13 protein-coding genes are annotated in these 15,454 nt (G+C 50.5%); 3 read left to right on the forward strand and 10 right to left on the reverse strand.

All coding sequences use genetic code 11. From position 1 onward, the window contains the following. Positions 1 to 356 precede the first annotated feature (356 nt). The 3 genes from topA to IPP75_02405 all read left to right on the forward strand — a co-directional run bounded on the left by topA (position 357) and on the right by IPP75_02405 (position 4,744). Positions 357 to 2,861 carry a type I DNA topoisomerase gene (topA, locus tag IPP75_02395; GenBank protein QQS69960.1) on the forward strand — a complete coding sequence of 835 codons (2,505 nt, stop codon included), beginning with the start codon at positions 357 to 359 and terminating at the stop codon, positions 2,859 to 2,861. A gap of 240 nt (positions 2,862 to 3,101) precedes the next feature. Next, positions 3,102 to 4,130, forward strand: a complete 1,029-nt coding sequence (locus IPP75_02400; protein QQS69961.1) for a hypothetical protein — start codon at positions 3,102 to 3,104, stop codon at positions 4,128 to 4,130. A gap of 203 nt (positions 4,131 to 4,333) precedes the next feature. After that, positions 4,334 to 4,744, forward strand: coding sequence for a hypothetical protein (locus IPP75_02405; protein QQS69962.1), 411 nt, complete (start codon positions 4,334 to 4,336; stop codon positions 4,742 to 4,744). Between the two features lie 686 nt (positions 4,745 to 5,430). Here IPP75_02405 and IPP75_02410 read toward each other — a convergent pair. The 10 genes from IPP75_02410 to IPP75_02455 form a co-directional block, all read right to left on the reverse strand. Then, positions 5,431 to 6,336, reverse strand: a complete 906-nt coding sequence (locus IPP75_02410) for a hypothetical protein (GenBank protein QQS69963.1) — start codon at positions 6,334 to 6,336, stop codon at positions 5,431 to 5,433. A gap of 7 nt (positions 6,337 to 6,343) precedes the next feature. Next, a complete protein-coding gene (locus tag IPP75_02415; GenBank protein QQS69964.1) occupies positions 6,344 to 7,504 on the reverse strand; it encodes a glycosyltransferase in 1,161 nt (386 codons plus the stop codon). Then, on the reverse strand, positions 7,437 to 8,693 hold the full coding sequence (locus IPP75_02420; protein QQS69965.1) for a cell division protein FtsW: 1,257 nt from the start codon (positions 8,691 to 8,693) through the stop codon (positions 7,437 to 7,439). Before IPP75_02420 ends, IPP75_02415 begins: the two co-directional genes overlap by 68 nt. Positions 8,694 to 8,926: 233 nt before the next feature. Further along, entirely contained in the window at positions 8,927 to 9,979 is a 1,053-nt protein-coding gene (gene mraY, locus IPP75_02425) for a phospho-N-acetylmuramoyl-pentapeptide-transferase (protein QQS69966.1), read from the reverse strand. A 61-nt stretch (positions 9,980 to 10,040) separates the two neighbouring features. Next, complete coding sequence (locus tag IPP75_02430; GenBank protein QQS69967.1) at positions 10,041 to 11,819, reverse strand: penicillin-binding protein 2; 1,779 nt, start codon at positions 11,817 to 11,819, stop codon at positions 10,041 to 10,043. A gap of 21 nt (positions 11,820 to 11,840) precedes the next feature. Then, positions 11,841 to 12,185, reverse strand: coding sequence for a hypothetical protein (locus IPP75_02435; GenBank protein ID QQS69968.1), 345 nt, complete (start codon positions 12,183 to 12,185; stop codon positions 11,841 to 11,843). Positions 12,186 to 12,353: 168 nt separating this feature from the next. Beyond that, entirely contained in the window at positions 12,354 to 13,226 is an 873-nt protein-coding gene (rsmH, locus tag IPP75_02440) for a 16S rRNA (cytosine(1402)-N(4))-methyltransferase RsmH (protein QQS69969.1), read from the reverse strand. Between the two features lie 593 nt (positions 13,227 to 13,819). Beyond that, positions 13,820 to 14,179 (reverse strand): hypothetical protein, encoded by a 360-nt coding sequence (locus IPP75_02445; GenBank protein QQS69970.1) that lies wholly within the window; start codon positions 14,177 to 14,179, stop codon positions 13,820 to 13,822. Positions 14,180 to 14,485: 306 nt separating this feature from the next. Next, positions 14,486 to 15,091, reverse strand: a complete 606-nt coding sequence (locus IPP75_02450; protein ID QQS69971.1) for a hypothetical protein — start codon at positions 15,089 to 15,091, stop codon at positions 14,486 to 14,488. 46 nt (positions 15,092 to 15,137) lie between these two features. Next, positions 15,138 to 15,392, reverse strand: coding sequence for a hypothetical protein (locus IPP75_02455; GenBank protein ID QQS69972.1), 255 nt, complete (start codon positions 15,390 to 15,392; stop codon positions 15,138 to 15,140). Between the last annotated feature and the right edge of the window lie 62 nt (positions 15,393 to 15,454).

Genomic DNA, 15,454 nt, shown 5'->3' on the forward strand with positions numbered 1-15,454 from the left:
TGTGGGGTTATCAGGAAGCTTGTCTTAAGGAGGACCTTGTCCTCCTCGCTGGTTCGGAATGAATCCGAACTCAGCTCTCCTCCTGCCCTAAAGCTCGGCTATCGCCTCGTTCGTGTGGGGTTATCAGGAAGCTTGTCTTAAGGAGGACCTTGTCACATCCTGCGACCCCGCAACTTCACTGTGGCAAGCATAGCTTGCGCCAGAAGGTTGCCTTGCGATTCGCCACCGGCGATTCTCACCTCCTCGCTGGTTCGGTAAAAATCACGACTACCTGTAGCCACTTGACGTATCCTCATTTCCCAGCTATGCTTGGTCGCTAGCTATATATAATAAAGTGAGTATACTGTAATAAGTTTATGGCAAAAACCGCAAAGAATTTGGTAATCGTTGAAAGTCCAGCAAAAGCAAAAACCATCGAGAAATATCTCGGTGGCGACTTTACGGTACTAAGCAGCATCGGCCACATTCGTGCCATCCCGAAGAAATCCAAAGACGGCTCGCCGGTTATAGATATACAAAACGGCTTCAAAACGCAGTATGAAGTCGACCCAGAGAAAAAGAAGGTCATCGCCGAGCTAAAAAAAGCCGTGAAAGCCGCCACAACCGTCTGGCTTGCAACCGATGAAGACCGCGAAGGGGAGGCTATCGCATGGCACCTGTGTGAGGTTCTTGAGCTTGACCCGGCAAAAACCAACCGGATTGTCTTCCACGAAATCACCAAATCGGCCATAGAGGAGGCCGTGAAGCACCCGCGCACTGTCGATATGAAGCTTGTCGAAGCACAACAGGCACGGCAAATCCTCGACCGGATTGTCGGGTTCGAACTGAGCCCTGTGGTGTGGCAGAAAGTCCCCGGTGGCAAGAGTGCCGGGCGCGTCCAAAGCCCAGCTGTCCGGCTGCTCGTGGAACGTGAGCGTGAAATTATGGCATTTGAAAGCCAGTCCGACTTCAGAGTCACTGCCGAGTTTAGCCATAATGACGAAATGTTCAAAGCCGAGGTGCCGACGCGCTTTGCCACCGAAACGGCCGCCCATGATTTTCTCACCAACCTACCAGGCAGCACGTTTTCCGTCTCGGATGTCTCTACCACCCCTGGAACACGTAACCCGGGAGCACCATTCACCACCAGCACGCTCCAGCAGGAAGCAAACGCCAAGCTCGGTTTCGGTTCTCGCGCTACCATGACCAGCGCCCAGAAACTGTACCAGGCAGGGAAGATAACCTACATGCGTACCGACTCTATGACGCTCAGTGCCCAAGCCATCGCCGCTGCAGCGAGCTACATAGAGAAGACTTACGGCAAAGCCTACGTCCAGGCCCGCACATTCAAAACAAAGAGCAAGGGTGCGCAGGAAGCGCATGAGGCCATTCGCCCAACTGATATGAGCCTTGAGGTCGCCAGCAGTGACCCCTATGACCAAAAACTGTACGAGCTCATCCGCCGTCGCACGCTCGCCAGCCAAATGGCGCCTGCCAAGCTCGAGCGCACCGAAATTACCATTTCGGCGCAGAGTCAAGAGTCAAGAGTCAAGAGTCAAGATTGCCACTTCGTGGCGAAGGGCGAAGTCATAACCTTCGATGGTTTCCTCAAAGTCTACGGACGAAGTAAAGAAGATGCCATTCTACCTCTGTTGGCCGCAGGTAACGAAGTGAAACTTCAGTCTGCAACTGCTCGCCAGGTCTTTGCCCGTCCACCGGCGCGCTACACCGAAGGTTCTCTGGTGAAAAAACTGGAAGAACTCGGTATTGGCCGCCCAAGCACCTACGCCACCATTATCGGCACCATCCAAACCCGCGGCTACGTCGAGCGCGGCGACAGTGAAGGCACCCCCCGCGACGTTATACAACTTACACTAGATTATGGTGCACGGGAATACGAGCGCACAGCGCGAGCGGGCGACGAAAAGTCGGCCGGGGGAGTGCGGGCTGTCAGTGAGCAAAGCGATACTGACACCAGAAGAGGGGCGAGCCCCTCTTCAGAAACGCAACCCCAGCAACACGGACCTTTCACCCTCCAGCGCAACATAGTTCAGGAAAACACCGGCAGCACAAAAGGCAAGCTTGTCCCCACACCGAGCGGCCAGCTCATAGCTAACTTTCTTACAGATTACTTTGAACCAGTTATAGACTATGGTTTTACTGCTAGCGTCGAAGAGCACTTCGACGACATCGCCGAAGCAAAACTAGAGCGAAACGCCATGCTCAGCAGCTTTTACGAGCCATTTCACGCCCTTGTGGCCAAATCTGGCGATATAGACCGCAGCACTGTGGCGCAGGCTAGGGAAGTCGGCGTCGACCCAAAGAGCGGCAAAACCATTTACGCCCGGTTTGGCCGGTTTGGTCCATACCTTCAGCTCGGTGAGGCAGGGGACAAGGCAAACAAATCAGAAAAGCCCCAAAACGCACCGCTGCCAAAGGGCGCGCGCATAGAAACCATCACCGTAGAGGAAGCCTTGGTCGCATTCCAACTTCCACGGCTCGTCGGGCAAACGGAAGACGGGCAAGATATTCGGGCAAACATCGGTCGTTTTGGACCCTATGTACAAGTAGGGAAGCTGTTTGTGAGCACGAAAGACGAAGACCCCCATACAATTACGCTTGAAAAAGCCCGAGAACTCTACGCCGCTAAGCTGGTCGCTGAAGCCGAAAAGAACATTGCTGACTTCGGTGACGGCGTAAAAGTCCTAAAGGGCAGGTGGGGGCCATACGTTACCGATGGCAAGAAGAATGCTAAGATAGACAAAAACACCGACCCGACTACCATCACCCACGAAACTGCTCTCAAACTACTCGCCGAAGCCCCAGAAGGCAAGCGCCGCCCACCTTTCCGCCGCAAAAAAAAAGTAACTGCTCGCAATTAGTTTACATGATAAGGTCAATCGCTCTCTAGTGTTCAGGGGCGATACTGGGTCAGGACACGACTTTGTCCACAGCCAAAACATGAGCTTATTAACTTTCACAACATACTGTGTGTATGAACGTCAATTTATGTGCTACAATAACACAGCAAGCGCACATTATAAGATGGGCAACAAAAAAGTGGTGGATTAGTAAAAAAGTCGTTGACTTTATATATTAAAAGTTTTATAGTAGAGGTAATTATGTCAGAAAAAACCGCCGTTCTCAACACCGAAGCCATTGTTCAGAGTGTTTTAGGCAGTGTAGACCGTGAAAGAGAACGCGAAATCATTGCACGCCGCTACGGCTTGTTCGACCGCAAAGAAACGCTAGAGCAAATCGGTGAACTTCTTGGCATTACCCGTGAACGCGTCCGTCAGCTCGAGAAGTCAGTCATGACAAAACTTCGTCAAACGGGCGTTGACCTACCCCACGTTAGTGAAGTTGAAGCCGCACTGCTAACAGCACTGGGCGAGGCAGGCGAGACGGCCCGCATAACGACCCTCTCAAGCAAGCTAACTGCGGAAAATACCCGCACCGACCAGTCGCGACTCGCTTTTCTTACAGAACTCTGTCCAAACATCAGCGTTATTTCAGAAGACGACACATACTTCCAGGCGGCAGGGAACAGCAAAGTCCACGACACTTTGCAGCTCAAGAAAGAAGTCGCCACCGTCGTTGACGCCATTAAAAAAACCGGTAAGCCTGTCGACAAGAAAGATTTAGCCAAACTAACTGGTTTTGAAACCGATACATTTGTAGCCGCACTTGCCAGCATTAGCAAACAGCTTGCGACCCTCAACGGTCGCTGGGGCCTCGTAAAGTGGCCTACCGTAAACCCAAAGAACATCCGTGACAAAATCTACGTTATTCTCAGCGAAAACAAGAAGCACATGCACTTCAACGAAATTGCCGAAGCTATAAAAGCCAGCGACTTCAAACGCAAAGATGTCACCACACAGGCTATTCACAATGAACTTATTAAAGACAAGCGGTTTGTACTCATTGGCCGCGGTCTGTATGCACTAAAAGAGTGGGGCTACCAAAAGGGAACAGTCGCCGACATTATTAGCGAAGTTCTCCGTGACGCAAAAGAACCCCTCCACCGCGACGAAATTGTCCAGCGTGTACTGAAGAGCCGTTTCGTGAAGGAAACAACCATCCTCCTCAACCTCCAAAGCAAACCACAATTCAAACGCGTCGCCAAAGCCACTTACGAGCTCAGCGAGTAGCCTATACCATGCCCCCCAGAAACTTCAGGAGTAGTAGCGAAACTCTGCAAGGACAGGCTCCGTACCCCAATCCAGACGAACTTCATAATAAGTTGTCGAACATGTTGCTTCGATGGGCTTTTCCGTCAATTGACGGACGCCATCTAAATTTACCCGTTTACGGCACACGTCTCTATGCTAATATAACTACCTATTTTAATTTGTTGCGGACAGACCACCAGCAACTACCTCCATCTTCACCCCCCGAGGATATAGTAGCTGAGAGGGGAAGATTTGACACCGACTCACTCAGAGCCGGAACGGCGCTAATAACTATTGGTTTTAAGCAATTTGACCCACTAAGCGACCCGGACAAACCGTCTGCGATGCATCACACACTTCCTGTAGCCGATTTACATATTGGCACTCCAACAGTCGCTAAGCGTCTCAGACCCGTTGGAATATTCGTGGCTGGGTTGTTTGCAACTCTTGAGCCAAATACTGCTATTCATGCCGCACCAGTCGTGTATGACGATAAAGATGCGGACGGCAAACCCCTGGCATCATACCCTACGTATGATGAATTTATGAAAAACACACATCTTGCCGAATTTTTACATCACCTAACAACTTGAGCATTGCTATTCGTCAGTCCAGAACTATAAAAATCTTGTACAAAATACGAACATTAAGTAGGCGTACCTAGAACGGGGAGCGAACTGGAAGCGCTATATGCGAACTGGTTAGGAGTCACAGAGCAGTGTAATAATCAAAAACATAAAAAGATTTTGCAGTAAGGCAAAATAACCAGGCGGAATGAGTTGGTAGGTGAATGGAAAACGAACAGTGATTATATGTCGCACAATGTATATTTTGCGACGTGAATATTAGTTATATAGTTGATTAGGCATACCCCTCCTAACGGGGGAGTTTTGGCAATAAGTCCCATTAACTGCTAGGACGATGCTCCGTGTTTTTACTTGGGACGGCAAAATCATATCTGTTGCGTTCACTTGGGTTGGCGTAGATTGCTGGAAGTACCTAATATACCTAGTGTTTGCTTTTTTGTTATTACGCTAGTTTCGTATGTTTTTATTTGACTTTTCCACAGGTACCTTGTGAAAACATTTGCTTTTTCACGTATTTGACTTTTTTATAACCCTTTCCCCTTTTTCGTCCGCTCTGCCCTATTTTATTTGACATTCCCCTTTTTTGCTATGTTTATATATTTTTTGTGATTAGTACATATGTAACATGCGAACATTTTGTGAACACACAATGGGGCAGCACTAGGGGGATTTGCGCGACTTGTCTCGGCATCTTACCGGTAGTACACCCTGCCAAGTACACGCATATCCACGTACTCACGCGGTAGCTGTGGGGCGGTAATCTTACGCAGGGCAGCCACAGCTCCCCCGCTCTGTTGCAGCGCATCTGCCTGAAGATTAAATCGTAGATAGTACGGTTTCGCGATAAGGCGTATCCGCAGTTCGTACGGGGCGTCTGATGGGAGTTCTACTTTTGCAACCGCCATACCAGCTTGGTTTAACTGATAGCTCACCGTCTTCGCAAACGAAACAGTTGAGGCGGGTAAAAACTGCTTGCCAATAGCGGGTTGTCGCCGGCCTAATTCACTCAGCGTCGTAAGCCCATCTTGGGGAGCAGAAAGCTTTGCCAGTACGTATCCGGTGTCTGCCATAGTGTATAGACCATTCGGTGATTCAATCACAAAAGAGGCGCGCAGCGGCTTCACATATACAACGGGGCGATTCCCAACAAGCGGTACCGTTACGACCACACTAGAAAGCTCGGGGAATTTCCTTTGCAAGTCGCGGGCAACACCTTTGGTGTTCAGGGTTATTTTGTTCGAGTTTAACAAACTGCTTTTCAAAGACTCGTTGACTACCCCGGCGTAGGTGACAGTTGGCAACTCTAACGACTGTTGATTTTCTGTAACAATAATCTTACTATCCCCTGAAAGTGCCAAGATTTTTACAGCACAAACAACTCCGACGAGTACGCACACGAACAGCATCAAGGTGTACATACGCGACTGAGGCGCACTAGTGGCCGTTTGTGGTTCACGGGAGTCTCTCCCCCGCTCTGTTGCAGCGGCGGGCCGGCGCTGCCCGTAGTACGAATACAGCGGACTCCCTTGGGCCTTGGCCGGACGGTCTCTCCCTGGTATGAGTGGCGTCTTTGGTCTTTTTTTAACGCTCCACCGCATAGTAGTCCTATCGTTCCTGCCCAGTTCGTAGCACTAGAGCCGCCAGCTCCGAAGCGGCCTGCGGATGCGCTAGTTTGCCAATTTCACGGGCAAGCCGCTCACGTTCAGCCGGGTCTTCCAGAAGTGCCGCAAGCGCACGACCAAGCCGCTCGGGCTGCTCGGCTTGTTCTTCGCTCAGCTCCATAACAGCTCTTTGTGCAGCAAGTACGTGGCTGTTTTTTACATTCCAACCCAGCTGCTTCGAGGGAACAAGTAGACACGCTTTTTGCTGCAACGCAAACTCTGCAATACTGCTCATACCGCCCCGGGCAACAACAATGTCCGCGGCACCGCTGTAACGGTAAAAATCTGACTCAAAACCATGCACCCGTACGCGCGTGCGAGCCCCGCCAAGCTCGAGCTCATCATAGACAGCACTTGTCTCATCTTCGAGCTCACGACCCGAAAAGTGTAGAATAACGAGACTAGGAAACGCCGCAAGAAGGAACCGTGCATTCGCAGCAATTGCAGCATTTAACGCCCGAGCGCCATTACCTCCGCCCGTGACCGTAATAACCTCATCGTAGCGAGCAATCCCTAGCTCTTTACGGTACTGCCGCTGAAGTTCAGGGGTCACAACGCGGTGATTGTGACCGGTTGGCGTGCCAACTTCAACGATTTTTTCTTTTGGATATGGATATAGCTTGGCGGGAAGCGCTACCGCATGCAGCGAAGCCCACCGAGCAATGATGCGGTTTGCTAAGCTCGGGACGCTATCAGCATCGTGCGTGATGTACGGAATACCCCGCAACTTTGCCGCCAAGGCAACCGGAACGCTTACAAAGCCACCTCGACTAAAAACTACCGCCGGCTGCAACTGTTTCAGTATGCGAAAACTTTGGCCTAGGCCATGTAGCGTCCGGAACATGTCACGTACATTCAGCGCCTGAGACTTCACATCGAGCAGCTGACGCCATCCTTCACCGCTATAGCGGCGCAATTTTCCCGCCCAAACCGTTCTTACCTCGTCAACCGCTGCGTGTTGCTTTACCACATCGAGCAAAGCATCACCGCGTTGGCCAATGTAAATAATGCGGCTCTTTGGTGACTGTTTCTTTAGCTCATGGGCGACTGCGAGTACCGGAGCGATATGCCCCCCCGAACCGCCGCCCGTCAGGACTATGTTCATATACTTTCCTATCTCGTTGCCTCGTAGCGGTAACGCGGCGGGTCGTAAAGCTGGTGTAGTGTGAAACCTGAAACACCAAGCCAAGCGCCGCACCGACAAACAAGACGCTCGTACCGCCGTAACTGATGAGCGGCAGCGTAATGCCCTTTAGTGGCAACAATCCTATCATAGCACCTATATTGATAATTGCCTGCGTACTGAGCCACGCAAGTACTCCAACAACGACTAGCCTGCTAAACATGTCCGGAGCACGTTCGATAATGAGCCTCAGGCGCGCAAAAAGCGTCATAAACAGCGCCAGTAGCGCCACAGACCCCAAAAACCCAAACTTCTCTGCGTAAATAGCGAAAATTGAGTCATTCTGGGCTTCGGGCAAATAGCCATACGCCTGCACGCTCTTGCCCAGGCCAAGCCCGACCAGACCACCCGAACCAACCGCAATAAGCGCCTGGCATGCCTGATGGCCAGCATCTGTCGAGCAATTTGCTTCAGGGTGCAAATATGTGTTTAGTCGGTCGCGCCGGTATGGCGTCGAAGCGATTGCCAGAATCGTACCAAGCGCTACAACAGCTCCTATAAGCACAATTCTGCGCATAGGCATACCGGCTACAAATGCCATAACAGTCGCCATCACCACAATAACACCGGCGGAGCCAAGGTCGCTCTGCACAAAAGCAACAACAAACCCAATAACCCCCACCGCAATGGCAAGCGGCTTTAGTGTTTTACTGTAGTCGCTCATTGCACCCTGTTGCACCCGATGCGCCAAAAATCCGCTTATAGCAATAATAAGCGCAAATTTGAGGACTTCGACCGACTGCAACGAAAAGCTGCCAAGACGTATCCAGCGGTGCTGCGGATACGCCGGTATTGCCGGTGTTACGAGCGCTACCAGCGTTCCCAGTGCCGCCGCACCTAAGAGCCACCATTGCCAGCGCTGCCACTGCGCAAGCGGTATACGAGCAGTAATAAAGAACGCAACTATACTGAGCGCTATAGCCACAACTTGATGTGCAACAAAGTTCCCGCCGCGCAGTTCAGACAGTGCCGGGCTAATAGAGTACACCACAATAAGACCCACCGCGAGCAGGCACGCCACTATGACAAGAAGCCAGTAGTCTGGTCGATGTTTCCGGAGCGCCTCAGCCGTCTGACGGCCTCGGCTAAAGTTCATAAAGCGCTCAGCCATTTCGAACGCCTCTTAACCTACTTGCACTTTTTATTCCATTGTCATCCCGACCGAAGTGGAGGGATCCCGTTAGATGCAAATACGATGAGATCTTTCGACTTCGCTCAAGATGACACCCAAATGCACGTGGGCCAGAGACGCCTCGCCTCGCTTGGGTAGCTTGCAGATGAAAATTGTGTTGATTTAGTATTGTTTTCATATTTATTTTTCGTGTCGGCAACAAATGCTAGCGCTTACCCGTATCGCCCCATAACAAATAGCGCCAGTCCAATAAACGCAGCAACCTGTCCAATAACCCAAAATCGCATGGTAACTTTTGCTTCCGGCCAACCAATAGCTTCAAAATGGTGGTGAATAGGCGCAATCCGAAATATTTTTTTGCCATTTCGCAGCTTTTTCGAGGTAACTTGCAGTATGACCGACCCTGCTTCTGCTACAAATACAAACCCAATTATGGGCAACAGCAGCACGGTATCGGTATACATAGCCACCACACCAAGCGCCGTACCGAGTGCAAACGAGCCAACATCCCCCATAAAGAAACGCGCCGGAAACACATTGAACCACGTGTAGCTCATAAGCGCACCGACCATGGCCGCGCAGAAACCGGCTATACCGTATTTATGCTCTAACACCGCTATGACGGTGTAGCACGCAAATGCAATTGTTGTCAGACCGCCCGCCAGCCCATCAAGCCCATCGCTAATGTTCACCGCATTTGCCGTCGCCACCACCACGAAGGTAAACAGCGGAATAATCCACCAGCCAATGGTCAGTGACGTTTGGTGGAGGCCGGGTAGCTGAATGCTGTTGAACCCGAGTTTATAGTAGAAATACCAACCGCCCGCAGCCGCAACAATCGTAATAAGGAGCATTTTTAACCGTGATGGTAGACCCGCCTTCCCTGTACCGTCGCCGCGGAGGTTAATGACGTCATCGACAAACCCAATCAGCGCTGCCCCAACAAACGCCGCCAGCGGCAACCACGTTTCTGCTCGCGACCAGTTTGCGCTGAGCGTCAAAACAGCAACCGTAATAATGAATATTATCCCCGCCATGGTAGGTATATGCCGCTTATGTTTTTCGCCGTGCAGCTTCATGAACACGGTGGCCTTGGCGCCGGTTACCGTCTCGGTCCGCGGCTTTTTCCATAGTTTCCAGCGGTAAGCAACCGTTGTGTACAGCGGTGTCAGCGCCATCGACAGCAAAAATCCTCCTACGCCCAGCAGTAAAATTTTGAGCAAACTTGAGCCTTGTAGGGTTGTAGACAACACTTGTGTATCCATGGCGTTATTCGTTTCCTTCTGGTTTTTGTACAGTATAGCGCATTATATTCTTTCGGTCACCTTAGGACTTCTTTGGTTTTACATCATAGTTATTAATAAGCATGTGAGCAATTTCCGCAAATACTGGCTGGCCCGTTTGAGCACCGGCAAAACCGCCGTAGCCACGGGGCTCAATGTTATACACCACTATCGTGTACTGAGGCGTATCACCCCCTACATAGCCCAAGAACGTACCATTGAAGGCGTCCTCGCGGTACAGCCCAGTTTTTTCATCTGTTATTTGTGCGGTGCCGGTTTTGCCCCCTACGCTATACCGACTGTCAAACCGCATGTACGGAAAGCCACCGGTGTGAGCTTCGGTCACGTAATCGAGTAATTCCACCATACTACGGCTTGTCTTTTCAGAGACGACACCGCGCTGCAGTACAACTGGTTTTTTTATCGTGACGTTGCCACTGGCATCGCTCGTTTCCGCGACCAGCCGTGGTTGATAGTATGTGCCGCCGTTTACAACCGCGCTGAGCGCACCCGCCATTTGCAGCGCAGAGGCTGAGTAGGCCTGGCCAAATGACATGTTGGCATAGGTGATGTTTATACCGTTGTCTTTATCTTCTGGGGCAGGCACAAACCCAGAACCCTCGTACCCCTGCTCTATACCAGTTGTTTTGGCAAGCCTATAGTGGTTGACGAAATAATCATGAAGCTTTGTACGACCCCCATCGTTCAGCTTACCGCCGCCCATTTGCATCAGCGTCCAGGTTGCGCCCGTGTTCAGCGATAAGTTTAGCAGGCTTTTTATACTCTGCGTTCCAGAGCCAGTACCCTCGGCCACATTCAGCACTTTTGCGCCGTCTATGGTCCACTTGCCCGGGTCATAATACGATGTGTCTTTTGTGATAACCCCGGTGTCTATTCCGGCGGCAACGGTTAGCACTTTCGTAATGGAACCGGGCTCAATCGGTGTAGCAACGCTGTAATTCTGAAATACCGTTCCATCTTCAACCGTTTGGTAATTTGCAGGGTCAAATGTGGGGTAGTTCGCCATTGCTTTTACCGCACCCGTGTTTGTTTCCATAACAATGGCACTCACGTTTTTAGAACGGAATTTTTCTTGCGCTGCTTTCACTATATTTTCTACTTGCGCCTGCATGCCCATATCGAGCGTCAGCGTCACGTTCTTGCCCGCTACTGGTTGAATGAGAAGGTTTTCGCTGCTTGCCGCCAGGGGCACGCCATTTACATCGGTGATTGCTTTCAGGCGACCTTTTTTTCCACCTAACGTCGCGTCTAGCGATTCCTCTAGGCCGTACTTGCCCTCTCCGTCGTTATTCACAAAGCCAACCACCTGTGCTGCCATACTACCTTGCGGGTACACCCGGTAGTTCATCTGTTGCGAAGCAATGCCTGGATATTGGAACGCCAAAATCTTCTTGTTTACTTCCGCACTCACCCGACGTTGCAACACAACGTACTTTGTTTTTTTGGTTCGGAGCTTCTCTTCCACCGACGAAGCGTCTTCGTTCAGCAGCGGCGCAATCGCCTTGGCAGTTTCAGCCGGTTTTTTGATAATACTGGGGTCGGCAAAAATGGTGTATCGTTTCTGGTTGAGCACCAGAGGAATAGTTTTCCCGTTTAGTTGAGCATACATGGCACCACGCTCGGGGAGCACATCATACTCGCGAACTTGGTCGCTTAGTGCCAGTGATTTGTAGTGGTCGTACCGAATAACTTGTGTATAAAAAAGCCGTACGGCAAATACCGCAAAGACAACGACGAGCAGCGCATACCACAATCGGGTGCGCTGAATAGGGTCAGACTCATAACCACGTTTCGTGTCCATTGTTTCCTACGGCCGTTCCGTCTATTCTACCGTTCCACTTGGGGCAACTGCAACCAGTGACTTCGCCTCAGATGAATTCTTAACCGTGTCAAGTGATTGCAACCGCGCGGAAGCAGCTGCCAGGTCATCGCGCTCATTTTGGAGCGCAGTATGCTCAACTTGTAGTTTGTTCATGGAGTACCCATACGCGTTTGTTTTTGTCACCTGCGTCAGATACAACAGCCCAAGTAAACAGGCCAGCACAATGAGCACAATAGTGTTGCTGACTGGTCCGAGCCGTCTACTCGCAGGCCGAAACGTGACCGAATTTTGCCCGCGTACAGCGAGCTGTTGGCGTCCAAGCGCCAGACTTGATGAATATGTCATATGTTTGTTTTTTTGTTTGTTCGAGCTACAGTGAACCCAAACTTGGTTGCCAGCGGAGCGGTTTGCTCCGCTGGCGTTTGCCCCTACCGACCCACTTTAACGTGGACTTTGTAGGTCCGGGAGCTACTTTTTACCCGTATTGGCATGTGAGTTCCCTTTCTTTTTTGTTTATTTTCGCTGCAAGACGCGAAGCTTAGCGCTTCGTGCTCGCGGATTAGAAACTGTTTCAGTGTCGTCGGCCACGACTGGATGTTTGGTCAACAAGCGGTAGTCTGCGTCGTAGCGGTCACCTGCCACATCGGCAAATGCCTGCTTGACTATGCGGTCTTCAAGACTATGGAAGCTAATAACACCGAGTCTACCGCCTGGCTTCAATAGCTGAAACCACATAGGCAAACTGCGCTCGAGCTGTCCAAGCTCATCGTTTACCGCAATCCGTATCGCCTGAAAGCTTCGTGTTGCCGGGTGAACCTTACTTCCCCTCGGCATTACGTGCGCAATGGCTTCTGCTAGCGCAGTCGTCGTCGAAAACGGACGATTATTCACTATGGCGGCCGCAATCGTTCGAGCCCGCGGCTCCTCACCATACCGGCGAAGAATCCCCTCTAGCTCGACTTGGCTATACGTATTTACAACTGTTGCCGCTGTCAGCTCTGCGCGCTGGTCCATCCGCATATCAAGCGGACCGGTTGAGCGAAACGCAAAGCCCCGAGACGACGTGTCAAGGTGCAGCGACGATACGCCCAAATCCGCCAGTATCATATCGAAGCGTTCGCCCCCACTCTGTAGTGTGGCTGATGCCTCTTCGAAACTGGCATGCAATACTGTTGCACCCTGTCTCTCGAACGACGTGAGCGCGTTCACCGCAGTCTCGTCGCGATCGACCAGCGTCATCTGTGATGGCGCTTGGGTATGTTCCAGCACCGCTCCTGCGTGTCCGCCGTAGCCCGCCGTCAGGTCGAGGTAAGAGTTCCCTCGTTCTGGCGCAAGATACGTCAGCACCGCCCCGAGCAGTACGGGCTTGTGTATTGTTTGATGCATAGTGCATGTCGCAACTTTGTTTTTATATTTGTATTTGTTTTGGTGATTTTTGTTTTTTTGGAGTAATTGGTTCCGGTTAGATTCGTACATCTATCCGTCCATCCGACTACCCGACTATTTATCACCTATTCAGCAGCCAACTTTTTGTTTTGTATCTAGTTTTTGTTTTTGTTGGTGTTCTTGGTCCGTATGTAAGGAAGCTTATAGTTTAGTAAGATTTCAAAAATCTTGTAATGCTTCCGACTTCCCAAGAACAAAGTGAGAGACTTATGTGTGAGGTGGAGTTTTGGGAGGTGTTTTATGGAAAGAACGAGGGCTTTTTTATGCAGTGGTGCCTTATGAATATCCACTGGTTGACTGCCGAATAGGTGACACTAACGCTTCGCGGTAATGAGACACCCCTTCGGGGTTTCTCATCGTGCGGGGTCGCGGAATAAATCCGCCGACTCCGACTGCTCTTCCCCGTCCGTAGACGGTTCTTTGCATCGAAGGTTAGACTCATTCGTGTTTGCATGATTCATGATTCATTCTTCATGATTCTTGCGCTTTAGGTTGTTAAGGTTTTTTCAAATGAGCCAGGTCTCTATGCCTGCTCACGCTGCCAGAATGCGCCAATAATTTCCGACACTTACTGCGGTGACATCTTTTTTGATGCCGGCATAGTCAAGTAAGTGCTGCTCAAGCGTTATCCGCCCCTGTTTGCCATCGAGTGATTGCTCTACCTTGCCCATGCGGAATTGCACGTTCAGGTCAGCGATACGCTCGTCTAGGATGTCTCCGGCCAGCCGAGGCTCAACCATCGTATCCCAGACCCCTTTCGGGTACAGGTGCAGATACTGTCCAAATCCACGGGTAATGACCGCTCCACCGGCAAATGTTTCGCGAAGTTCGGTCGGTATGGTTAACCGCCGTTTATCGTCGAGTTTGCGCTGGAAGTAATCCACCTGTGTCATATGATTATTTTTTAAGTGTGCGGTGAGTTTTTTGTTTTTCTCTTTCCTCCGGAGCTTCCCCTTCTCAGCAGTCTGCAATCAGATTATTGAGATGGGTGTCGCGTAGGAGGATTTTTTGCCGAAAAGTTCTTCGAGAGAATTCTTTTGGCGACTTGAGAGGTAGTTCGCCGTTCTTTTACGCGGGTTACCTACTTTTACCCACTGCTAACAGTCTACTACCCACTGTCACCCACTACAATACACATAATGCGAAAAAAGTGGTGCTTTTTACACCACTTCCCCACAGTCTAGCTAACGGTCTTCTGTTTAAGTTCCAGCTATTTCAACACCCAACCGAAAGGGGTGACCATCCTTAGGAGGTTGCGAGGGGTCAACGAATACTCCTTCGTTCGAGACAACAGATGGAACACTCGCAGGATTATTATCATTGCCCAGCCATTCAGCATATGGTTTGCCATCCGGATCTGTTTGACCTATGACGCCCATCTTAATCCAAGCCTTCTCTCCATTACTACCTGTAAACCCTAGCCACTGCGTTCCGTCGGGATCGTTATATTCAACCGGGTTTGCTATTGCTCTATTGACCCCAACAGCATCGCTAGGAACTTCATTTCCATCTACATACTCCCCGGCGCCGACATCGTGCCTACCCTTTGTATCAGGGGCAGCATATGTCTTTACGCCAGGATGAAGTTGCAACGTACCGGACTTGTAAGAGTGCACCCGAGCCCCTGCAATCGCATTTTGTTCAGCAACACCCTGCCCAAGGCTAGTTTGGACATACTCAACAAACTTGGCAACAATCGGTGTCCCAATAATAGCTGTAGCAGCCAAAAAAGGGATACCTCTTCGAACAATCTTCTGACCACGCGTCAATTCTTTTGGATCTGCAGAGGCTGTTGGTCTTTTCATGTGTCTTATTATATTCCCTTTATGCTTATTTGTCAATAGTGCAATATTATGTTCCGCTTACGCGGGCGGGGCGAGCAAAGCTGAGTTGAGCGTGGCCTATGTGGGTTTCTGCTTCACGCATATGGGTGTTGTGTAGCATTTCACCGCTGCCATGGGTATTTTGGCTATACACCACCGCTATCATGCCCTGACTCGTTTTCATTGCAGTTATTAGCAACGCGGCGATTGCAACATACAGCCCCACTTGAAAATGCAGCGAGTGCAAACGGTTCTTTAACTTTTTTTTAGTATTTTTTGACATGATGTGTTTGTTATTACTGAACTAACCTATCATATCAAAACATAACCATTTTGTCAACATTA

The sequence above is a fragment of the Candidatus Saccharibacteria bacterium genome (genome assembly GCA_016700375.1).
Classification (GTDB): Bacteria; Patescibacteriota; Saccharimonadia; order Saccharimonadales; family UBA4665; genus JAGXIT01.